Annotated in this window: 26 protein-coding genes and 3 pseudogenes; 5 read left to right on the forward strand and 24 right to left on the reverse strand. The window is 58.0% G+C overall.

The genetic code is table 11. From position 1 onward, the window contains the following. Positions 1–318: 318 nt before the first annotated feature. Positions 319–606 (reverse strand): hypothetical protein, encoded by a 288-nt coding sequence (locus AC1Q6E_RS19235; protein WP_492573310.1) that lies wholly within the window; start codon positions 604–606, stop codon positions 319–321. 41 nt (positions 607–647) lie between these two features. Next, positions 648–785 (reverse strand): annotated as a pseudogene (locus AC1Q6E_RS19240) (transposase); the annotation flags it as partial. Between the two features lie 48 nt (positions 786–833). On the opposite strand from AC1Q6E_RS19240, the gene AC1Q6E_RS19245 reads away from it, so the two are divergent. Further along, complete coding sequence (locus tag AC1Q6E_RS19245) at positions 834–1,007, forward strand: hypothetical protein (protein WP_492573401.1); 174 nt, start codon at positions 834–836, stop codon at positions 1,005–1,007. Here the strand turns inward: AC1Q6E_RS19245 and AC1Q6E_RS19250 are convergent. The 5 genes and pseudogenes from AC1Q6E_RS19250 to AC1Q6E_RS19270 all read right to left on the reverse strand — a co-directional run bounded on the left by AC1Q6E_RS19250 (position 999) and on the right by AC1Q6E_RS19270 (position 3,802). After that, complete coding sequence (locus tag AC1Q6E_RS19250; RefSeq protein ID WP_492573311.1) at positions 999–1,424, reverse strand: hypothetical protein; 426 nt, start codon at positions 1,422–1,424, stop codon at positions 999–1,001. The two genes, AC1Q6E_RS19245 and AC1Q6E_RS19250, sit on opposite strands and share 9 nt — an antisense overlap. A gap of 117 nt (positions 1,425–1,541) precedes the next feature. Beyond that, positions 1,542–1,871, reverse strand: a pseudogene (locus AC1Q6E_RS19255) (integrase core domain-containing protein); the annotation flags it as partial. 148 nt (positions 1,872–2,019) lie between these two features. Beyond that, the gene (locus AC1Q6E_RS19260; RefSeq protein ID WP_492573312.1) at positions 2,020–2,343 is read right to left on the reverse strand and encodes a hypothetical protein; all 324 of its coding nucleotides are present in this window, start codon (positions 2,341–2,343) and stop codon (positions 2,020–2,022) included. Between the two features lie 102 nt (positions 2,344–2,445). Further along, on the reverse strand, positions 2,446–3,054 hold the full coding sequence (locus AC1Q6E_RS19265; protein WP_492573313.1) for a hypothetical protein: 609 nt from the start codon (positions 3,052–3,054) through the stop codon (positions 2,446–2,448). A gap of 352 nt (positions 3,055–3,406) precedes the next feature. Then, on the reverse strand, positions 3,407–3,802 hold the full coding sequence (locus tag AC1Q6E_RS19270) for a hypothetical protein (RefSeq protein WP_492573314.1): 396 nt from the start codon (positions 3,800–3,802) through the stop codon (positions 3,407–3,409). A gap of 289 nt (positions 3,803–4,091) precedes the next feature. Here AC1Q6E_RS19270 and AC1Q6E_RS19275 point away from each other — a divergent pair. Further along, a protein-coding gene (locus tag AC1Q6E_RS19275) for an IS3 family transposase (RefSeq protein WP_492573315.1) occupies positions 4,092–5,179 on the forward strand; the annotation gives its coding sequence in 2 pieces (ribosomal slippage) (positions 4,092–4,344 and positions 4,344–5,179; 1,089 coding nt in all). A 216-nt stretch (positions 5,180–5,395) separates the two neighbouring features. Here the strand turns inward: AC1Q6E_RS19275 and AC1Q6E_RS19280 are convergent. Both AC1Q6E_RS19280 and AC1Q6E_RS19285 read right to left on the reverse strand, forming a co-directional pair. After that, entirely contained in the window at positions 5,396–5,827 is a 432-nt protein-coding gene (locus AC1Q6E_RS19280) for a hypothetical protein (protein WP_492573316.1), read from the reverse strand. Continuing rightward, positions 5,824–6,384 carry a hypothetical protein gene (locus AC1Q6E_RS19285; RefSeq protein ID WP_492573317.1) on the reverse strand — a complete coding sequence of 187 codons (561 nt, stop codon included), beginning with the start codon at positions 6,382–6,384 and terminating at the stop codon, positions 5,824–5,826. The genes AC1Q6E_RS19280 and AC1Q6E_RS19285 overlap by 4 nt, the downstream gene beginning before the upstream one ends. 129 nt (positions 6,385–6,513) lie before the next feature. Here AC1Q6E_RS19285 and AC1Q6E_RS19290 point away from each other — a divergent pair. Then, positions 6,514–7,661 (forward strand): IS3 family transposase gene (locus AC1Q6E_RS19290; RefSeq protein ID WP_492573318.1). Its coding sequence is split into 2 segments (ribosomal slippage): positions 6,514–6,781 and positions 6,781–7,661, totalling 1,149 coding nucleotides; the frame shifts between segments, so codons are not numbered across the junction. 750 nt (positions 7,662–8,411) lie between these two features. On the opposite strand, the gene AC1Q6E_RS19295 is transcribed toward AC1Q6E_RS19290, so the two are convergent. The 15 genes and pseudogenes from AC1Q6E_RS19295 to AC1Q6E_RS19365 all read right to left on the reverse strand — a co-directional run bounded on the left by AC1Q6E_RS19295 (position 8,412) and on the right by AC1Q6E_RS19365 (position 18,741). Next, positions 8,412–8,609 (reverse strand): DUF4926 domain-containing protein, encoded by a 198-nt coding sequence (locus tag AC1Q6E_RS19295; protein WP_152792526.1) that lies wholly within the window; start codon positions 8,607–8,609, stop codon positions 8,412–8,414. A 69-nt stretch (positions 8,610–8,678) separates the two neighbouring features. Further along, positions 8,679–9,030, reverse strand: a pseudogene (locus AC1Q6E_RS19300) (integrase core domain-containing protein); the annotation flags it as partial. A gap of 299 nt (positions 9,031–9,329) precedes the next feature. Next, positions 9,330–9,809 (reverse strand): hypothetical protein, encoded by a 480-nt coding sequence (locus AC1Q6E_RS19305; protein WP_492573319.1) that lies wholly within the window; start codon positions 9,807–9,809, stop codon positions 9,330–9,332. A 458-nt stretch (positions 9,810–10,267) separates the two neighbouring features. Further along, positions 10,268–10,531 carry a hypothetical protein gene (locus AC1Q6E_RS19310; RefSeq protein ID WP_492573320.1) on the reverse strand — a complete coding sequence of 88 codons (264 nt, stop codon included), beginning with the start codon at positions 10,529–10,531 and terminating at the stop codon, positions 10,268–10,270. Between the two features lie 24 nt (positions 10,532–10,555). Next, a complete protein-coding gene (locus tag AC1Q6E_RS19315; protein ID WP_492573321.1) occupies positions 10,556–11,074 on the reverse strand; it encodes a DUF4304 domain-containing protein in 519 nt (172 codons plus the stop codon). Next, positions 11,071–11,475, reverse strand: coding sequence for a hypothetical protein (locus tag AC1Q6E_RS19320; RefSeq protein WP_492573322.1), 405 nt, complete (start codon positions 11,473–11,475; stop codon positions 11,071–11,073). Before AC1Q6E_RS19320 ends, AC1Q6E_RS19315 begins: the two co-directional genes overlap by 4 nt. A 313-nt stretch (positions 11,476–11,788) precedes the next feature. Beyond that, complete coding sequence (locus AC1Q6E_RS19325; protein WP_152792531.1) at positions 11,789–12,010, reverse strand: hypothetical protein; 222 nt, start codon at positions 12,008–12,010, stop codon at positions 11,789–11,791. Positions 12,011–12,032: 22 nt separating this feature from the next. Further along, positions 12,033–12,311, reverse strand: coding sequence for a hypothetical protein (locus AC1Q6E_RS19330; protein WP_492573323.1), 279 nt, complete (start codon positions 12,309–12,311; stop codon positions 12,033–12,035). A 132-nt stretch (positions 12,312–12,443) separates the two neighbouring features. After that, positions 12,444–12,857 carry an Imm70 family immunity protein gene (locus AC1Q6E_RS19335; protein ID WP_152792533.1) on the reverse strand — a complete coding sequence of 138 codons (414 nt, stop codon included), beginning with the start codon at positions 12,855–12,857 and terminating at the stop codon, positions 12,444–12,446. Between the two features lie 288 nt (positions 12,858–13,145). After that, the gene (locus AC1Q6E_RS19340) at positions 13,146–13,475 is read right to left on the reverse strand and encodes a hypothetical protein (protein WP_152792534.1); all 330 of its coding nucleotides are present in this window, start codon (positions 13,473–13,475) and stop codon (positions 13,146–13,148) included. A 10-nt stretch (positions 13,476–13,485) separates the two neighbouring features. Next, a complete protein-coding gene (locus AC1Q6E_RS19345; RefSeq protein WP_492573324.1) occupies positions 13,486–14,415 on the reverse strand; it encodes a hypothetical protein in 930 nt (309 codons plus the stop codon). Between the two features lie 735 nt (positions 14,416–15,150). Then, positions 15,151–15,654 carry a flavin reductase family protein gene (locus AC1Q6E_RS19350; RefSeq protein WP_492573325.1) on the reverse strand — a complete coding sequence of 168 codons (504 nt, stop codon included), beginning with the start codon at positions 15,652–15,654 and terminating at the stop codon, positions 15,151–15,153. Positions 15,655–15,666: 12 nt separating this feature from the next. Beyond that, positions 15,667–16,773, reverse strand: a complete 1,107-nt coding sequence (locus AC1Q6E_RS19355; RefSeq protein WP_492573326.1) for an LLM class flavin-dependent oxidoreductase — start codon at positions 16,771–16,773, stop codon at positions 15,667–15,669. A 19-nt stretch (positions 16,774–16,792) separates the two neighbouring features. Continuing rightward, on the reverse strand, positions 16,793–17,764 hold the full coding sequence (locus AC1Q6E_RS19360; protein ID WP_492573327.1) for a Bug family tripartite tricarboxylate transporter substrate binding protein: 972 nt from the start codon (positions 17,762–17,764) through the stop codon (positions 16,793–16,795). 119 nt (positions 17,765–17,883) lie between these two features. Then, positions 17,884–18,741 carry an IclR family transcriptional regulator gene (locus tag AC1Q6E_RS19365; RefSeq protein ID WP_492573328.1) on the reverse strand — a complete coding sequence of 286 codons (858 nt, stop codon included), beginning with the start codon at positions 18,739–18,741 and terminating at the stop codon, positions 17,884–17,886. 170 nt (positions 18,742–18,911) lie between these two features. Here AC1Q6E_RS19365 and AC1Q6E_RS19370 point away from each other — a divergent pair, with 170 nt between their 5' ends. Together AC1Q6E_RS19370 and AC1Q6E_RS19375 are read left to right on the forward strand one after the other, a co-directional pair. Next, the gene (locus AC1Q6E_RS19370; RefSeq protein WP_492573329.1) at positions 18,912–19,700 is read left to right on the forward strand and encodes an alpha/beta fold hydrolase; all 789 of its coding nucleotides are present in this window, start codon (positions 18,912–18,914) and stop codon (positions 19,698–19,700) included. 78 nt (positions 19,701–19,778) lie between these two features. After that, positions 19,779–21,008, forward strand: coding sequence for a formyl-CoA transferase (locus AC1Q6E_RS19375; protein WP_492573330.1), 1,230 nt, complete (start codon positions 19,779–19,781; stop codon positions 21,006–21,008). Positions 21,009–21,099: the final 91 nt, after the last annotated feature.

Genomic DNA, 21,099 nt, shown 5'->3' on the forward strand with positions numbered 1-21,099 from the left:
CCCTACGCGCTAACGAGTCCCTCGCCGCATTGGTCGCGCTGCCCAAGGATTGTCACGCTGCAGCACTTGTTCATCGGCATCGGTTAGGTAACGAAACTCCCGTTTGCCACTACGTCGGTGGTGCTCTTCAGATGGCCGTTCATACTAGGTAATCTGGAAACCCCTTACCCAACCTCGTGCTCGCCAAGCAACATATATGTCAGTAAAATTTGCTTGCCATCAGGCAACGACGTTAACTACTTTAAAAGTAAAATAGCAATCAGTTAATTAGAGACGATCAGCAAGACCACTCACCAAACGGCACCCTCCCCTTGAATACTAAGCAACATTCGCGATAGTTTGAATTATGCACCCCGTCTTTTTACTATAAACAACGTTCCGCTCTTTTCCAAAAACCACGCTTGAAGGAAAATTAAAAGTCGCAACCAACCCATCAAAATCCATGGGCTTTAAAACATGGCAAAAATATCCCTCACGATTACTTCCCCATCGATAGGTATGTGCGAGTGAATTTCCGTTGGCTATCAAGTAATCCACAACCACCTCCAGATGAGCATGCAACGGCTGGCCCTCTGGCGCATCATCAGAAATATCGACCTTATTCACCCCACCTCCCATAACTCTGCCAATTATAAACCGGCAGCAGCCCAAACCGACGGATTCAGCCCAAAGTAGCTCACCAGCTTCTCCGGATTGGAAAAGCGTTCGACAGTGCCGATTGTTGACAGCAGGCCGATTGCCACCGTGGCGTTTACGCCTGTGATGGTTGGCAGCCTGCGCAGTCGCACGACTGCTCTCCGATCTGGCTAGGGGTCGGGGATACTGACCTGCTTATCGAGGATTCGCGCCTATTCGCGGAGCGATTGACGGGGATAAACCGTCGGCATGAATTGGTGGTCTATCCGGGCATGCCTCATGGATTTTCGAGTCATGGGGAGATATCATCTGAGGTAGTTGACAACCAAGCCACTACCACCCATTCTCCGTCATCATTTAAGTCAACCTAAATACCAAACCATAAATTCAAAAAATGACCCCCATCTTGCCTGTTGGTGTTCAGCGAGAAACTCTTCTCTAGTTCGAAGTTCGAAATCCCAGACTTTCCCAGTTTTCCTGTCATAAAGATAGGCTCCCTCGCCCTGAATAGCAGTAATACATATGAACTGCTCCGACAGCCCCCAAACCTCCCAAACAAATCGAGATCCGAGCACGATTTGAGAAGTGGGCTCTGCTATATCACAAAGCTGTTCATCCGACACTTGGCTGGTAAACAGTGTAATCACATAAGCAAGAAAAAATTCTGCAAATTCACTCTCTATAGGCACATGCAAATCAGACAGTGCTGCCTTAACCTTCTCTCGATCAACTCGGTACACGCCTCCCGGTTGCTGCTCGACTAGACTCTGGAGTTCAGCAGGAATCATCGTTGTGCCCCTTCTGCTCGATCACGCCAATATTGCACCACGCCCTTATAAAAAATCGGACAATTAACGGTAAATTTGGATGCTGTTGCCTAGCATATGGATGCGCAAGCTCCCCTGTCAAGTAGACATTGGCTGATAGACGATCGGATCTAGGGTTAACCGAGGCATGAATTGCTCCGGCGGAAGACCGCCCAGCGACTCATGCTGGCGGTATTCGTTGTAATCGACGAACCATCGATCAGTAATTGCTTGGACCTGCTCAAGACTGGCGAACAGATGTACATCGAGCACTTCGATACGATAAGTGCGATTGAAGCGCTCGATAAAGGCGTTTTGATTCGGTTTGCCAGGTTGGATATAGCGGATCGAAATGCCTTTGGCAGCGGCCCATTCGGCAAAGGCGTCGGAAATCATCTCAGGACCGTTGTCCAGGCGTACTACGTCGGGAGACGCCAGCAGGCCGTTGCCGTAGTACACATAGCTGATCGATTGGCCGTAAATTCCCTGCTGGCTACTGATCAGCCTCGCCTTTTTGTAGGTAGTCCGCCCTGAATAATCCTGTTTTCGGGCAACACGGAATCGCCTGAAAACAGGATTATTCAGGGCGGACCAAGTAGATGGCTTGCCTTGCTTGCTCGGTAACTTGCTCGGTAACTTGCTCGGTAACTTGCTCGGTAACTTGCTCGGTAATAGCGGCCGTCGCTTTAAAAATAGGATCCTCCAAATCCATGCTGTCGATGCAAAAGCGGCTCAAAATAAGCACTTCATCCTCAATTCCACGTTGTGACTGAGAGTCCCCGACTGCTTCCCGGAAACGCCGCAAATGGTTTAGCAAATACCATTCAACACTCTCGCTTTTCCGCGCACGCACCTCAACATCTTTAATGAGCTCGTTGAGCATTTGAATCAATTTTTCCACTCTTACCTCGGCATTGGAATTTTACGGAAAGTGTAGAAGCTGACCTGCCCAAGTTTTTCTCAGCGGCTGGGTTGCGGAAGACTCTCTCTCTGAAATGGAGTCTCAGCTCGCCGGTTTGTAGGGCTTCACTGTTTCGGCGATGAACATTTCAAGGCCATAGCGCTTCTCGTCCTTCGCATTGGACTCGTCATCGTGCCTCGCACCATGTTTGGCAAGCATGCGACGACCATTCGCCAAGCTCACACCGACATTCACGTCACCTTTTCTTAGACCAAACAGGCCCATTTCCGCCAGCTTGATTTGCGGATCAAGGAATGCCGCCTCGGCTTGCTCGAAGCTCGTGATGGGGGCAATCGCGTGCTTGCTGTTGCGCGAAGCGACGGCGAAGTCTGGGCCGCGCGTTGACTTTTCATACCCGTGCTCGGCAAACCACCGATGCAACGCCTTGGCCTGCTCTATGGCTTGATGCAGGTTTGTCCGCCCGGTCTGCACTGTCACAGTCAGGTCCGTCACCTTGCCGTTCTTCAGCGTGATGTTGGTCAACTCGCGCTGCCCGCCCAGGTTGTCCAACTTCAACTCGCCGGCCGCGTCCACGAACACCAGGCTGTAAGGTGTGATGATCTGGAAGGCTTGGAAGTCGCTGTCTATGATGATCGATGGCGATGTAGCAAAGGGATAGGTCGAACCCGCCTTCAATTCATCGATGGTCATGCCGATGCCCACACACACCCTGGGTAAGTCGCTGGTTTGCGCCATGCACGCCCCGATGCTGGTAAGGATAGGCAGGCTCAAGACCGCACGGGCCCACTGTCTACGGTTCATAGGCGCCACCTTGGTTGCGGTTGCAGAATGGACGGGAGCTTGTAGCGACTCGTTCCGTCATACAACCTGTTAAACGAGTTCTGGAGAATGTTGTACTTACCCTGGTCTTGCCGCGCCTCGTGCCTAGAATTTGGCAAATTTCGAGGCCCTTGCGAAGGTTCATTTTTGCAATCGGTCCGATCTGCACCCGCAAACCACTCTTACAACCTGATCATCGAGGCATTCAATACCGAAAGTGTAGTCAATCAGTGGATCCTCGAGTCCGTAACCAGTGGCTTGCCAGACCACCAGCCATGACCGCTGTGATGAGCACAACGAGGCTTAGATAGTTATATGGCGACACGGCCTCTGAAGAAATCAGCATCAGGATCGCACACAAAACAAGCAGGATCGCCGTACAAGAATAGGTCATGATTCTCGCCCTGCATCCCGCGAGCCATGCACAACCAAACGTGACAAGTGCGTCCAGCACCCAGCGAGATCCCAAATCGATCCCGGTTTGGATTGTTGTGAAAGGAGAACTCACACCAAACGCCAGCCCTACTCCGACTGCCTGAAAAAAATTGACCACATATAACGAAACGAAGAGCAGCAAAACCAACAATATGACGCGCAGTGTTGAAGGATGAGAAGTCATGGTCTCAATCGTCGGCAGACATTGGATATAGTAAAAAACAGTTAATTACACCATCAATGCGACGAAAACGCTATCGTCATGCCGTGGTACGGCTTGAAGCACATCGGAAGTTCATAGCACATATCGGTGATGTTTCTGGAACACATACTGTCAAGATCAACAGCTTGGGATCTAGCTAATAGGAACGGCAAATATTTTCAATCGCTGGGTATCGGAGTGACGTACGGTAATGCCCCCTAAAAAGCGACGGGATCAGAAGTAGAATTTTCTAGGACAGAGGGTTCTACAGATGAAGCGATCGAAGTTCACAGACAGCCAGATCATCGAGGCGATCAATCGGGTGGAAGCCGGCTTGGCGGTACCGGAGCTGTGCCGGGAGTTGGGTATCAGCACGGCGACGTTCTACAAGTGGCGCTCGAAGTACGGTGGCATGGACACGAGCCTGATGGCGCGCGTGAAAGAGCTGCAGGCCGAGAACGCGCGGCTGCGCAAGATGTACATCGAAGAGAAGCTCAAAGCGGAGATCGTCGGGGAGGCGCTCGCAAAAAAGTGGTGAGGCCATCTTATCGACGTGAGATGGCCAAGCGAGCGGTTCATGGGCACAGCGTGTCGATCCGGCTGGCGTGCGAGATGTTCCGGATCAGCCAGGCGTGCTACGGGTATGAAGCGAAGCTCAGGACCGAGAACGAAGAGATTGCACAATGGCTGCTCCGCCTGACGGACAACCATCGGACGTGGGGTTTCATGCTGTGCTTCCTGTATCTGCGCAACGTCAGGGGCTTCGGCTGGAACCATAAGCGTGTATATCGGATTTACCGGGAGTTGGAACTGAACCTGCGGATCAAGCCGCGCAAACGCCTCGTTAGGCCAGTTCCTGAGCCATTGGCCGAGCCGTCGAGCGTGAACGAGATCTGGTCGATGGATTTCATGCACGACCAATTGGCCGACGGCCGCACCATCCGGACGTTCAACGTGATCGATGACTTCAACCGGGAGGCGCTGGCCATCGAGGTGGATTTTTCTCTACCGGCCGAGCGGGTTGCCTGGGTGCTATCGCAGATCATCGAGCAACGTAGCAGGCCCTTGGCGATTCGCTGCGACAACGGTCCGGAATATGCCGGCACCACACTGACGACATGGGCGGCCAAGCGTGGCATCAAGCTCGAATACATCCAGCCGGGCAAGCCGCAGCAGAATGCCTACATCGAGCGATTTAACCGGACCGCCCGCTACGAGTGGCTGTCCCAATACGAGTGGGAAGACCTGGTCCATGTGCAGGACCATGCCACGCGATGGATGTGGTCCTACAATCACGAACGCCCAAATATGGCCTTGGGCGGCATCACTCCGAAACAGCGGCTGGCCATGGCCGCTTAGTTTCTACTTCTGCGGCCCATGCAAAATGAGGGCATTACCGGAAGGCAAAGAGCAGAGTAACGTACTCCCGAGCCCGTTGTTTAGCGGCGACATCGGTACTTCGCATCCTAAGGGACCTCGGCAAGCGCCTGTAGCGCCTGCTGGGAGGCCTGCTCGCTGACGGCAGTCCACCTAGAATACTTAGATCGGCTTCAACAGAACCGACCACAGCCCTCTTCAACCTACAAAGGGTTCTACCGACGCATGCGGGATTCCCCCATCCAAGAGAGCCTTAAGAGCGCGATCTGATACGACAAGCTGAAGATTGGAAGTCACTCCGAAGTCATCTTGACCTGCGGAGCCCTCTACCTTGAGCCACAAGAATCTAGGTAATTCGCGATCGGGATATAGCGCTCTAAATTGGTCTGACTTAGTAGTTTCAACCTCATCCAGAGTGAAGCCCGACAACCGTGCCTGCTGAAGTTTTCCGGCCATTTTTTCCGACACGATATAACAAGGCGTGCTTTCAAGCAGCTCATCTCCCATCCAGCCGTCGAACTGATAATGGAGCTTGTGGATCACCCCAGGTTGGCCCGGCGTTCGGGTAAATTCGGTATCCTCCCCCCAACCTCCAGCCACCTCCGGCTCAATAATATGGTAGTTAGTCAACGACCGCCTCCTACGGGTGGGTTAAATTGAGAACCCAGTTTGACATCGATTTCAGTAGCCTTTTGCAGCAACTGCGCCTTCGTTGGCTGTGTTCCACTCGCAACAAATGGCTTGTAGAAGCGGTTCCATTCTAGCCTGATCTGGCTCAAATGAAGGTCAGAATTCAGTGAATTCGGAATGCCTCGCAAGTTCTCTAGAGCATTGATCTCGGCCTTACTTACTACCCCCGGAAATTTCGTAAGAACCTGTTGTTCAACCGCATGATGAACAATAACTTGGCCCTTCAGCGTCGGGGGGGCGGAAAAGAAAGTTGCGCGACAATCATTCGACGTCGCGGCACCAAATCGTGCTCCTGCACTTTCTGTGGCGAAACCTCTCGCCCCCTTCACCATACTTCCGAACAACACCCCCGCCTTGGCTAATACGATCTCGGGTCCGGCAATCGCTCCTACGGCATCCTGAACACTAAGCGCCAGCTTGTTATGGAGGGAACCATAAAACGGATGAGACTGCGTTGCCGAAACGTTGTTCAGGCGTCCATCCCACTGCGACAGCACGGGTGCATTTCTGATTGCCCCTGGTACGGCAACAGGAATCCTCGGCCTATTGCCTAACTCACGCGCTGTGGGCTGCTGCCGGTTTCAAAGACACCTTGTTAAGGTGGAAGATGAAACCGGAGGTGGTTTATGGGAACGAGAAGGCAATTCAGCCGAGAGTTCAAGCTTGAGGCAGTCAAGCTGGTGAAGGAACGAGGCGTGTCGGTAGCACAGGCTGCACGCGACCTCGATGTACACGAGAACGTATTGCGCAAGTGGGTGCGCGAGGCAGCGGTCGACCCGCAGCAGGCGTTTCCTGGTCAGGGCGTGATGAAGCCCGAACAGGCTGAGCTGGGGCGTCTGAGAAGGGAGAACGCCAAGCTGCGCATGGAGCGCGACCTGTTGAAAAAAGCGGCGGCCTGCTTCGCCAAGGAGTCGATGTGAAGTTCGGCTTCGTTGCGAAACACCGAGGGACGTGGCCGTTGGCAATGATGTGCGAGGCGTTCGGTGTCTCGCGCAGCGGCTTCTATGCGTGGCTCAGCAGGCCCCGAAGCCAACGCAGTCTGGAAGACGAAGTGCTCGGCAGCCAGGTGCGTCAGAGCTTCCCGGGCAGCGACCGCACCTATGGTGCTCGGCGCGTGTGGCATGACGTGCTGGCACTGGGTCAGCGATGCGGATTGCACCGCATTGAACGGCTCATGCGTGAGCAGGCCCTGCGCGCGAGGCCGCGACGTCGAGGCTTGCCACAGAACCGAGGCCAGCGCGATGCTATCGCCGACAACGTGTTGGACCGCCAGTTCCAGGCTGATGCGCCCAACCAGAAGTGGGTGGCCGACTTCACGTACATCTGGACGGCCGAGGGCTGGCTATATGCTGCTGCGGTACTCGACCTGTACTCGCGTCGCATCGTCGGCTGGTCGATGCAGGACAGCATGACCTCGCAGCTCGTGGCCGATGCGCTGATGATGGCAGTGTGGCGCCGGGGCAAGCCGGTCGCGTTGCTGCATCACTCCGACCAAGGAAGCCAATACACCAGCGAGCACTTCCAGGAGCTTCTCAAGGGGCAAGGCATCACCTGCAGCATGAGCCGCGCAGGCGAGGTCTGGGACAATTCGGCCATGGAGAGCTTCTTCAGCTCATTGAAGACTGAGCGCACGGCCAGAAAGGTGTACCGGACCCGGGAACAGGCCCGCGCCGATGTGTTCGACTACATCGAGCGGTTCTACAACCCAACGCGTCGTCATTCGACGCTCGGCTACGTCAGCCCGATACAGTTCGAGAAAGCTCAAAAAGCTTAGGTCGGTGTCTATGAGACCGGCAGCAGCCCAAACGTTCCATCCTGGCAACTAGTGATCGACGAGCATTGAGCAGTTCACCCAGGCCCTGGACTCATACATCCGGCACAACGAGGCGCGTCACTCTAAGCCCGATTGAATATTGTGAGAGCATCGAGGTCACGGCATAACCAATCCAAGATTTCTGCTCCTCTCAGCAGCATTAAATCGGACCTCTTGCTTCGTCTTTTATTACGCCCATTTTTTCCAACTCGCTAACGGTTATTGGCCTGATGGCAATAACATCCCTCTCCTCCGAGATAGCAAACTGTCTTCTAACGATATCTTCCGCGTCATAAGGCTCTGTAGTTCGAACAGCGAATAACAATGGCCCCGCCTCAGCATCCACTTCAACGACCCAGCCCTCGTGCATCACATCGCCTCCACATGTCGCCATCCATCGGATCCAAGCAATTCCTGTTAATACGTCCATAGCACGATTTGTTCTAAACCCCGCCTGTATAACAGCGTCAGACGTACCATATTTTTCATTTGTGCTTCATAACTAGGCCCATACTTATTGCCATAGCGATCAAAGTTTCGCTGATACAGCATATCTCGAGAATTGATCAAACTTTGCTTACTACCCCCGGAAATTTCGTAAGGCCTATTGCTCAACAGCATGATGAACAACAACTGCCTCTTCAGCGGTCAAAACTGCTCTGACGTCGCGACACCAAATCGCGCTCCTGAACTTTCAGCGGCAAGAAAACTTCATATCACGACCGAAAATTGGCTAGGCCTCAACGCGATTTGAGCGATAGTGGCCCCGTTTTCATCGCTAAACTCAATCTCGTAAGCCTCATCGGGTTCTGAAAACTCCGCTACTATTACTCCTAGCGCCCCCTCTTCCAGGGCTTCATCCGGAAACGCCTCAAGCAAGCGGACGGTATCGTTGATTTTAGGGCACATTATTTTCTCACTTTGGGAAAAGGGTTGTTAGTGACCTGCCTGATTTCTTCGGATCATCATGCCTCGGGAGTTGTAGTGGTGTAGCCAGGTTTTCATGGCATCGGCGCGGAGCTGAGAGTTTTGATAGATGTAGGCGTAGGCCCATTCCGGCAAGGCCGACTGGGTGAATCGTTCGGCCTTGCCGTTGGTCTGCGGCCGGTAGGGCTGGGTTGTCGGTGAAGGCCACGCGCGCGTGGTCATCGATGACCACGAACACGTCGTCTGAGCAGGCTCCCTCGACGGTATCGCGTCGGTTACCGGTGACTCGGTGGCCAGGGCGTGGGATGCCGCCCAATTTCTTGATATCGATGTATAGCAGATCGGGCGCCGCGTGTTCATAAGGCACGACCGGCTCGGATGGATCGGGCCGACTCACTAGGCTATTGGTGGGTAAGCGATGTTGATCAGACTCTCGAGCGGCCCGCAATTGTTTGCTGAACATTTGACAAGCGTAGACTTTTCGCCTGAACTGGTGCTTCATCCTGGCCTGCTGCATAGCCATTAGACTTATGTAGAAATATCGCAGGATGTAATACCCGATGCCATGATTTTTTTGAAACGCGAGACTTTGATCTCAGGTTGAAATTTCGGCAGTTCACTTTAGATAAACGGCCTCGGCAGTCTATTGCATGCCATCATATTTGACACTCTAGCTATAGCACAGAGCCCAAGAAGCGCCCTTTATCTTGCCTTCAACCCCATGCCGCTATCAGCCACAAAATGATCGAGCTGTTCCGCCTTCTCCGCATCGCTCAGACGGTCCCACCTGACGTGAGTAACAACCGGTATGTCATATTCGACGATCTTGGGCGGATAGATCAGCTCCCACGATGCAACATGCCCATTTTCGCAGAATGGACAGGCTGGTTGAGCACCGATCGCGTAAGGCGCCCCTGTTGGATCGGCGTCGCAGGCCATTGGCCCGAAGATATTTTGGAGGACTTCTGATGCTCTGAACGGATCGGCCCGAAGGTCGTCAAAGGTTTCTGACAGCAGACCTTTCACTTCCAAATAGACCCGATCTTCAAAGGCGTTCATGTAAGCGACCTTCCCGGTCGATGACCAAAGAAGGAACTCGCCGTAGCTCGATTCATCAAGCATCGGGGCTTCGAAGGTGCTGCCGCAATGGTCGCACGTGTATTTTGCCAGAGCTATTTTCATGGTCTTGTTGGGGTCACCATCACTGGCCTGAGGACATCATTAAAATCGCGGATTACGACAAGATTGCTACCCGCTGCGCGCTCCGATGTGAAGCGGATTGCATTCTAACCTTGGTTGGCTGCGCTCGTTCCGAGCGCTTGCGTATGGGAAGAAATCGGCCCGCTCTTATAGCCCCTGCTCGGGCTACGCTCGCATCCGTTAAATCCAGAACCCGCAGTGCATCTTGATTGACGCTAAACCGGATTCTGGTTGTCGGAGCGACGCCATGATGAGCAAGTTCGGCCAGTGCGGTGCCCGGCTGCTCAGCTACATAGAAGCCTTTTCCGAACCGGCTGCTGGCGTTCATAAACGCTGGGTCAATTCCGTTTTCAAGAATGCTTCTCGCTGCGCCCGGCGTTGCCGTTGCGTGCCAAATCGGTCCGGCTCCCCTTTCTGCAGCAACAGAGCATCCCGCGGGATTACGGTGCAGGTTCCCAACGATAGAAGCGGTAGGGCACGCCCCCGAAGGCGAGCGTCAACTCTCGATCTTCCAATGAAAAAGCCGTACGTTCCGTCTGCGGTGCAGAGGGTTGATCAGTGACAATGGTGTCGCCATCGATTTCATAGCGGAGTTTGATAATTTGATCAGTTTTTTCACCGCGAACGACGTAAGTGAGATTACCATCTTCATCAAACTCAAGAAGCACGTCGCCCAAATCGGCGCGCGCGCTCATCCGTTTCATCGAAAACCCAAGTTCCAATGAGATTCATGCTGCGCATTCTTTCGTGGTGTTGAGCCTCGTTAGATATTTCAGCCTCTGGATTTCTGTTAGCCCCGGCGATTGCCCAGACTCCCATAACGCGACTAGCGCTTTATCATCCAAGTAACGGTCGAGATAGGGCACGACATCTCGTTCGATGAGGCGTGATATCTCTTCGACGAGCGAGCGAGCGTCAGATCTTGGTTCGATTGTCCACCACTTATCAGACCGATCAGACAACAACATCCCAATGCGTTGCCGGATATGCGCGTCAACGATCCCGACTTTCTTTGGTAAAGATCTTTCGGCTTCGAGCAGCCGACCGCAGATAATGCCAACATTTATCGTAAATAAAATTACATCAGCACTGCTTTTACTGCTCTTTTGAAATTCTATAACCGCGACGTTGCCATCCATCTCTTTTCGTAGGGACGATCCACGCCGAACATAGCCGACAGTTCGCAGAGTTTGCGTACATGATGCCATAACGTCATCATAAACTGCTTTGGGATAAAACGTGGTCATTTGTCTCTCACAACATTCACGATGTAGCCATCATTGACCTTGAGCCACCAATCCTTTGTCCTCTGAGCAGGTGTGTATCGCGACCCTCCGAGCTTAGTTTCTACACCTCCGAGAACCTGCCCATCCTTGCTGACTTCGATGTCGATAAAGCGCTTCCCAAAAGGCGTCGATTTATACACCTCGGCACTGACATCTCGGCCTTCCGCGCGGAGTGCTCCAGCTATTTCATCATGGAACGCATTACCAGCTAACCGATTGGTCGTCACCTGAGGCACCGTCGTCTTTGCGACGGCATTTGCTACACGACTGACCCCATATCCCCTAGCCAGCCGTGCCAAATCACCTACAGCCTTCGTTGCGCCACTCAATAGAGCTGAACCTAAAGCCATTGCCCCGATCACACCGCTTGCCGACTCTGCTCCATACCATTCGCTTGTGCGGAAGGTGCGATGATGCCCGAATACCCGTTGCGTTGGCTTCCTGCGCTCACGCTCCGGCAGCGGCGGACCTCACGCTCGAAGCAGTCGCATCGGCTGAGGTCCCGTCAACATCGCCCGCCTGGGGGCGGGCCGGCGCTTGGACCACGACTCGATGCTGCTGGCTCCCCCGGCCCTGCGGTGTCCCCGCTGGGGCGCGGCGTACCTTCGGGTCAGCCCCGGCGCCGGTCGGGACTGACCGCTGCCCTGCGGCAGCGGCTCCGAACAGCCGGACGACTCAGCGCCGCCAGCGCTGCATGACGAGGAAGTTGTGAAGGTGGAGCAGCTCGTGCTCGCCCAAGCGACCGGCTGCGGCATGGAGGGCCGCAGCCACTTCAGCCAGCAAACGCGCAGGCTCGGTGGTCAACTCAGGCGATGGCGCACCATCGTCGGTCAGCAAGCGTACCGATGAGGTGTCGGTGGTGTAGAGGTACCAGGCGGGGAAGGGTTGAAGATGCATCCCCTTTGTAGCGACACATCACTCAGCTCGCCGAACGAGGGAAGGTAATCGCAACCTTTTCTTGGTCGTCGGTGAACCCCTCCTCACCAGCGTTTTGCGGTGTCGGCTCTACGAGCCAATGCCGAAATGTCGCGATTGCTAGAACTGCAGCTCTAGCCTCTTCCGTCAAGGGCTCCTGCATGTGGACCACTTGCTTTACCTTTGACCACCCCTCAGAGACCTCCACGATGGAGTTTCCATGAGAGGCTGCAACTGCCGCTGCAGCCTCAATGCTCTTTGATTTGATGGCTGACATGCTCATTGGCCTATCCGCACCTGCGATGTGACCGCGCCTTCCTCGACCTGCACGGGCTGCGATGTCATCTGGCCGATGCCGTAGGGGTCGAGCGCCGCCCTGCGCGCTGCCGCGTCTTGCGCAATCTTGCTTTCGACCTCACTGGAACAAAATCGGGAGATTCCGCTGCATACTCAGTTGAGCCAAGCCCATTAGGCGGTCCACGAGAGGCTCGCCGTCTACATCAAAAAAGCAGTCATAAAGGCTGTTCGGCCGAAGCCCGAACAGCCGAGCAACCTCTGGTTTCCAATCATCCCCAAGAGGTTCAGGAGGCAGCTCCAAGAAGCTTTCGGCGACCATCGACAGCTCCGCTTGCAATAGGGCGGCCTCTTCAGACGACCATTGCCCGTCACAGTCAGAATGCTCCATCAGCGTCGGACACCGTGATCCTGCGACGCCCTGTTCTACGTGCGTTGCAACCGCGGAGCGGAACGTTCCGAAGTCAGCATATGAACCGACCTCGACGCCATCGAGCTCCTCTTCGCCATCAAAGATAGCTAGATAAAGTCCCATCAGTTTCTCGTGATTTCAAAATGCCGACGATACTCTTTGGCCAACGACTTCAAGCCATTGCTCAACTTACAGTCTTTTGGAAGGTCTAGAACCAACTTCGTACCTTCTTGCGTCGCTCGATAAAGAAGAAGCCTAACCTGATAAGTCGCCCTCATTTCAGAGGCGTTCTTAATTAGATAGATTCTATTATTCACTTCGGCATCGGCACGCGCACCCCTCGCGACATGCCGTTTCGTCATCATGAATTCCACAGCCCATCCCCTCTGAGGTCAGCGTCCGCACCGCCTATCATTTCGGCCTCGCGACCGAAGCCCCTATCGATCCAACCAACTCTGGAAAGCCGGATTGATCGGGCGGGTTGTTTCGATCGTAAAGGGCGTGTTCGTTTTCAAAAAAACGGTAGGTTTGGAGTCTGAACTGATAGCTTGAGTCCAACATACTGGCGCCACCTTTAATCTCCAGATTTCCGCCCGCCGTACCGTCAAAAATCGTGCCTTTCGGCAATCCACCCTTGGTGAATTTCGGCTCTCTTACAATGACTTTGAATGCCGCGCTATCGAAGTCGGCCTGCGTCGGTCGCAAAACGGTATTGTTCTTGGGTATCCCTAATTGAGCCAATCGCTCGGCTTCATGGGCGACACCTCCTTGAGGGGAGCAACGACTCTACTTTCTGCGGCGGCATTTGGTACACGACTGGCCCCGCCCCCCTAGCCAGCCGCGCCAAATCACCTACAGCCTTCGTTGCGCCACTCAATAGAGCTGAACCTAAAGCCATTGCCCCGATCGCACCGCTTGCCGACTCTGCTTCATCATACTCTGCAAGGTCGAAGCGGCCTACCAAGTAGTCTAGTGCTTGCTCCTGCCCGCGCTCAATAAACTTTCCGAGCTCGGCCATGGAGATTGCTTGGCGAACAGCAAAAGCTGCTGGGCCTGCTGCTACATCCAAAACCATCAGCCCCAGCTTTGCGATAGGATTGCTCTCTATTGCTTGCCCTAGCCGTTCCACCACACGTCCAACTCCGACGGTCATATCATCCAACTGTGCGGTTGCAAGAAATGGCTGAAATGGCTGAGAGATTTTTGCAACGACTATGATAGGGGCCAGCATGCCCAATGCTTCAGATGATTCGACTGTGCTTTGAACATTCGGCAGGGCAATTGCTTTAGAAAAAAGTCCCTCAGCTCGGAATGGCTTCATCGTTTCGTTTACAAGATCCTCGGACATGCCAGAAAACAGTCCAAGATAGGAGGCAGTGATCCCAGCCCGCTCCTCAGGTAAGTACAAATTTCCTTGCGGTCCTTGTACCCAGCTAGCTTTGGCCAGAATCTGCAGCTTCGCTGGATCGCCCCATGATGAAATGCCGGCCCTCTCTTCTAACCTTTGCATCGTCCGCAAATCACTAGCGCTGACATTCTTCAACGCTCCGGCCAAATCCGCGGAAGCCAGTTGTCCCGCTACGGCGTTGCGCAGTTCCGGACCCACTCCATTGTTCAAAAGGGCCCAGTCCCTTTCGCCATATTGCGCCTCGCCGATCGCATTCGGCGCGAGATAGCTCACACCTTACGCAACTGCGCTGATCGCTCCCCCCTTCCAATCAAAGCTGGATTGGACCCCTGTCGCCATTGCCGTAGCTTGACCCACGACGGAACCCAATGCGCCGGCCGCCGCCCAGCCGAGGATCTTGCTACTGAGTAGCGCAGACGCGGCACCGCCTGTCCATGCAGTGACCGCCACAGCCACCACCACTGACAGTACCGCCCCCACCACACCCACCGCGCCCCGGCGGCGGAGGCGGCTCGGGCAGCCTCGGACTGGTATTCCCCAGTGCCTTGCCCGGGTCATACGGCCGACAGGTCTCCGACGTGTTGTGCATGTTCGTGAGCTTGTTGGGCACGCGCAGCACCGTCCCGGCCACCAGCGGATCATCGCCACTGAGTCCGTTTGCATCGCGGCCAGGATCCACCACAGCGCCGCATCGCCCCACAGGGAGGTCGCGATACCGCGCAGCGTCTCGCCCGTGCGAAGCGTATGCCGTAGCACGCATAGCAGATCGACTGGCCGCTGGCACCCTGTTGGCTACTGATCAATCCCGCCTTGTTGTAGGCATAGGTGAACGGATGGCCGCCGAAGTCCCGATGGCTCAGGACCCGGACTACCAACACCTGATCGATCTGGTCTGCGAAGCCATCGAAAACGACCCCGACCTCCTCGCCGCCATGGACATGGCTCGTCGACGAAGCCTGATTCGCGAGCCAGTCCCGCTGCCACCGGCCTGGCGCGGACCCATACTCGTCAGCCCGGCTCCGCCACCGGCTCGACCCGCGCCCATCCTCCATCCACGTACAGCAGCGGCTGCGACTCCCCGCTCCGGCAGCCCGCCTCTACCTCCCCCACGATCAGGGTGTGCGTACCTGCCGCCATGCTCTGCACCAGGGCACAGTCGAACGCCAGCACCGCCCCTTTCAGCATGGGTACCCCCGACGGCGCACTCGTCCAGTCATCCGCGCCGAATCGAGCCTCCCCCGCCATCCCCCCGTGCCCGGAAAACAGCTTCGCCACCGGGATCTGTCCACGCTCCAGGACGTTCACGCAGAACCTGCCATGGCGCACCAGCCGCTCGTGCGTATAGGTGGAACGGTTGATGGCGCACACCAGTTGCACCGGCTCCATGGACAGCGACATCACCGCGGTAGCCGTCATGCCCGCGCGGTCGGGCGCCCGGCCGGTGGTGATGACGGTGACCGCGGCCGGGTAACGCCGCATCATCTGCCGGAACTCTTCCGCGCTCAGCGCCATGGCCCGCTCCCGCTAACGGCCGCCAATGGCGGCATGGACCCGGGGCATGACCTGGGTGGCCATCAGTTCCATCGATCGGTTGGCCAGGGTCTTGTCCACCATGTCCATCCCGGCGTAGACGATCTCGCCAAAGTCGCCCGCGGTCTCGCGCAGCGCCAGGATCTGGTCGACGACTTCGTCCACCGTGCCGGCGATCACCAGTTCGTCGACCAGCCGGTCCAGGGTGACGGCGCTGTCGTCCTCGTCGCGATGCTTCTTGAAAATGACGTGCCGGTTGGACATCTTCATCTTGGTCAGCATCTGCCGGTAGTAGTAGCGGTAGGGGCTGTTGGCGTCGCGTTTGCCGTAGGATCGCGCGGTGGCGTCGTCGTCGGCCACGAAGATGGTCCGGGCGATGCGCCAGTCGGCCACGTCGGGTTCCACGCCCACCGAGCGCTTGCCTTCGGCGTAGTTGTCCCAATGGCTGCGCAGCCAGTGCGCCAGCAGGAAGTTGGCGGACATGGGGTGGAAGTCGCGCCGGCCCATGGCGACGACGCCCTTGGAAAAAGGCGCGACCACGGTGCCGACGATCTCGGGATACGGCCGCTGGTAGGGCTTGGGCATGATGCCGCGGCCGATCTCGAAGGCGCAGGTGGTGGCCGTGGTGACCTTGAAGCGGTTGTCGGGCAGGTCGATGTCGTAGGGGGCGTTCTTTTCCCAGATGGCCAGGATGACGTCGATGGCCTCGGCGAACAGGCGGTTGCGATCCTGCTCCAGGATGCCGAGCGCCTCGGCGTCGGACGCCAGCGCGCCGGGACTGATCCCGAAGATGAAGCGGCCCTTGGCCAGGTGGTCGAACATCGCCGCATGGGCGGCCAGCAGCGTGGGGTGCGAGTGCGACAGGTTCGAGGTACCCGACGCGAGTTTGATCCGAGTGGTTGCGGGGATCAGGGTGGCCAGGAACAGCAGGCTGTTGGTGACGTTCTCGGCCTGGTCGGTCAGGTGTTCGCCCACGAAGGCGTCGTAGAAGCCCAGCTTGTCGGCCAGGATGATCGCCTCGCGATCTTCCTGCAGGGTCTCGGTGGGGTTGCGATGCAGGGGATGCAGCGGCATCGTGAAGTAACCCAGGCGCATGTCCATGTCCTATCTCGTTGCGGTGTCATTGCGGCGGCACGCCGGCGGCCTTGACCTGCCGGGCCCAGTAGTCGATCTTTTCGCGCGAGAAGCGCACATACGCGTCCCGGCTCATCGGCAGCGGCTCCATGCCCAGTTCGTTCAGCTTGGCGACGAAGGCGGGGTCATGGGCGGCCTCGTCCATCCAGGCGTGCAGCCTGGCCAGGATGGGCGCGGGCGTGCCCTTGGGCGCGACCAGTCCCAGGTGGAAGTCGAGCTCGTATCCCGGGTAGGTCTCGGCGATGGTGGGCACGTCGGGCCAGGCGCCGTAGCGCTTGCTGGCCGTCACGCCCAGCGGCACGAGCTTGCCGCCGGGGATCTGGCCGACCGCGGGCAGGTATTCCATGAAAATCACCTGGATGTGGCCGCCCAGCAGGTCCGAGGTGGCGTTGCCGATGGATTTGTAGGACACGCCCTTGAGCGGCGCGCCGGATTTCAACCGGAACAATTCGCCGGACATCTGCGAGGCCGAGTTGTAGTAGCCGAAGAAGGCCTTGTCGGGATGCGCCTTGGCGTAGTCCGCCAGTTGGCGGACGGAAGCGATGCCCGATTCCTTGCTGACCATGGCCACCGAGGCCGAGAGGCCGAAGGGCGCGATGTGCTCGAAGTCCGCCATCGCATCGTAGGGAAGCTGCTTGTACAGGCTGACGTTGGCGGCGTGCGTGGTATTGGTGCTCAGCTCCAGCGTATAGCCATCGGGCGCCGCTTCCTTGACGTAGCGCGTGCCGATGATGCCGTTGGCGCCGGCGCGGTTCTCGACCACCACGGGCTGGCCGGTCTTCTTCTGCAGGTACTCGCCGAATACACGCCCGACGATGTCGCTGGAGCCGCCGGGCGCGAACGGCACGACGAGGCGGACGGGGCGATCCGGATAGGTGTCGTTGGCATGCGCGGTCCAGGGCGCGGCGATTGCCGCGATGGCCAGCATCGATCCCGCGAGCCAGCGGTGCACGGACATGGTGATCTCCTCCTGTCGTTTTGATTGACGCCAGTATAGGCAGGAGGATCACTCATCAAAATACCAATAGTTCCATATTATGGAATTATCGAAAAGCAATCGGACTGGCCCGGAACCGCCTACCCGAGCAGGTGCCGCGACCCCGACCCGCGCACCGCTACGCGCCATTTCTCTTCCTGTTGCTGCTGCAGGCGCGCGCCTTCGTACAGCTTGGCGATGAGCGCGGCCTCGTGCCGCAGCCTGCCCACCAGTTCCTGCAGGTAGCCCCCCTTCATGCGGCTGGCCTCGGCCACCGCGCACAAGGAGCCGATGGGATAGCCGCGCTCGTCCAGTATCGGCACCGCCACCCCCGCGTTGCCCTTGTACGAGCGCATCGTGCGCCGGGCGTAGCCGTTGCGGCGGGTCTTCGCGATGGACTCGGCGATGTGCTCGAAGGTCAGGGTGTCCTCGGAGCGGACGCGGCGGCGGTTGAAGCCGATGACGTCCTGGATTTCCGGCTCGGGCAGGAAAGCCAGCACCGCCAGGCTGAACGAGCCTATGCCCAGCGGCCAGCGGTCGTTCACCTCCAGCAGCAGACCGGCCTCGTCGGCCCCCGCCACGTGTTTGTCCAGGCACAGCATGTCGTAGCCGCTGCGCACGCCCAGGTACGCCGCGGTGCCCGTCCCTTCGGCCAGGCGGGCCAGGGACGCCCCGGCCAGCGGTTGCAGGTCGAAACAGGATCGCACGGCGATGCCGAAAGCGAAGATGTCCGGCCCCAGCCGGTAGTTGCGCGTGCCCGCCGGGCGCTCGACCAGGCGCTCGTCCACCATGGCCGCGAGCAGCCGGTGCACGGTGGCCTTGGGCAGGTCGGTCAGCCGGCTGATGTCCATCAGCGGCGCTCCCATGGATCCGAAGGTCGCCAGCGTCCGCAGCAGCAATGCCGCGCGGGCGGTGCTCTGCGCGCCTTCCATGCGCGTCGTCGATGTCGTCGTGGCCATGTCTTGCGGATTAGCTTGAAGAATATTTCCATGATACGGAATATTTTCCAAAACCGCGGGAAATCGTCCGCAACGCCGTTGATGGCGCCGGCCCCCGCTCGCTAGACTGGCCGCACGATGAACCCGTCCCGCCGGCACCCGGCGGACAAGGACCTGGAGCAGGCACAGACATGGTTGGAAGTTCAGACCCGCGATGGACGGAAGGCTTCACGGCACTGGAGGACACCCGGCTGCACTACATCGAGGCCGGCCAGGGGGAACCCTTGATCCTCCTGCACAGCAACGGCAGCTCCGTCTTCGAGTTCCAGTTCGTGATCGAGGACCTGGCCCGGCGCCACCACGTCTACGCCATCGACCTGCCCGGCCAGGGTGACTCCGACCCGCTGGTCCAGCATTGGACCTATCCCATGTATGCACGCACCGTGGCCGCCTTCATGGACGAACACGGGCTCGACCATGCCACCGTGCTGGGCACGTCCATAGGCGGCGTCATCTGCCTGGCCCTGGCCGAGCACCACGCGGAGCGGATGCGCGCCGTCATCCTGGTGGAAACGCCCATCCGCCCCGCCCAGGCCTGGGCGGGCCGCTGGGCCTACGTGGAAAGCAATTTCGCGCTGCCCATCCAGACCTTCGACAACGTGGCCGCGCGCGTCGGCAACCTGACGCCGGAACTGCACCAGCGCTGGAACATCGATCGCAGCAAGGCCGGCGCACACACCATGATGGACGCGATGTGGGCCCTGCGCGAGTACGACGCCCCGCAGGGGCTGGCCCGCTCCCGGGTGCCCACCTTCGCCATCCTGGGCTCGAAGGGCCCGGTGGGCGACAGCCTGGATGCGCTGCGCCAGGCCCTGCCGGCCGAGCACCTGGCCATCATGGATGGCTGCGGACACTTTCCCATGATTGAGGATCCCGCCCGCTTCGTCGAACACGTCGGCCGCTACGCCGGGTCGCGCTAGCGCGGACCGCCCTGCAATACACTTCGAACAGGCCGCGGCCTGTTTTTTTTCGCCCGGCCCATGGATAAGGATTCCAGAATGGAGACATCGCTGCAGGGCGTCCGGATACTCGACCTGACCCATGTCCAGGCCGGCCCCAGCGCCACCCAGTTGCTGGCGTGGCTGGGCGCCGAAGTCATCAAGGTCGAGCCGCCCCGGGGCGACATCACCCGCCATCACCTGCGGCATGCCGACGGCATCGACAGCCTGTATTTCTCGATGCTCAACTGCAACAAGCAATCCGTGGTGATCGATCTCAAGCAGGCCGAAGGCGTGGCACTGCTGCTGCGGCTGGCCGAACGCTGCGACGTGCTGGTCGAGAACTTCGCGCCAGGCGTCATGGACAAGCTCGGACTGGGCTGGGAAACCCTGCATGCCACCCAGCCTCGGCTGATCGTCGGATCCATCAAGGGCTTCGGCGACACGGGCCCCTACAAGGACCTCAAGGCCTACGAGAACATCGCCCAGGCCATGGGCGGCGCGATGAGCGTGACCGGCGCGGCCGACGCCACGCCCACCGTCAGCGGCGCGCAGATCGGCGACTCAGGCACCGGCCTGCACCTGGCCATCGGCCTGCTGGCCGCCCTGCACCAGCGCACGCGCACCGGCCTGGGCCAGCGGGTCGAATGCGCCATGATGGATGCCGTCATGAACCTGGGCCGCATCAAGTGGCGCGACCACCAGCGGCTCGCCCACGGGCAGGACGGCACCCAGCCCGGCGCCGGCGGCGACCTGCCCCGCGGCGGCAACCATTCCGGCGGCGCCCTGCCCGGCAACACCGTCCGGTGCAGTCCCGAAGGCCCCAACGACTATCTCTACATCGTCCTCCAGGAGCATGCCTGGAACCCGCTGGCCCGCTTCCTGGGCGGCGAGGCACTGGCGCGCGATCCGCGCTTCGCCACGGCGGCCGCGCGGCAGCGCAACCAGGACGAACTCTGGACTTGCATCGAATCCGTCACCCGGCGCCACACGAAGATGGAAATGTTCGAGGCCCTGACGAAACTGGGCGTCGCCTGTGGGCCCGTCCTGGGCACGGGCGAACTGGCCGGCAACGAACACGTCCGCCAGCGCGGCATGTACGTCCACATCGACGACGTCCGACGCGGCCCGTGGGCCACCATCGGCATGCCCATCCGATTGTCCGGCTCACGGGTGGACATCGAACGCGCGCCCTATCTGGGCGAGCACACGGACGCGGTCCTGCACGGGGTCGCCGAACTGGACGACGCCGCGATCCAGGCGCTGCGGGAACGGCGAGTCATCGGCTAGAAATCCTCTCCCTTGTCCGGCCCCCGACTGTTGCCTTCAGCAAACACCCGGACAAAAAGTAAACATAAGTATAAATAAAAACAATTATCAT

Source organism: Pigmentiphaga sp. MLSB6-MA01 (assembly GCF_058793475.1).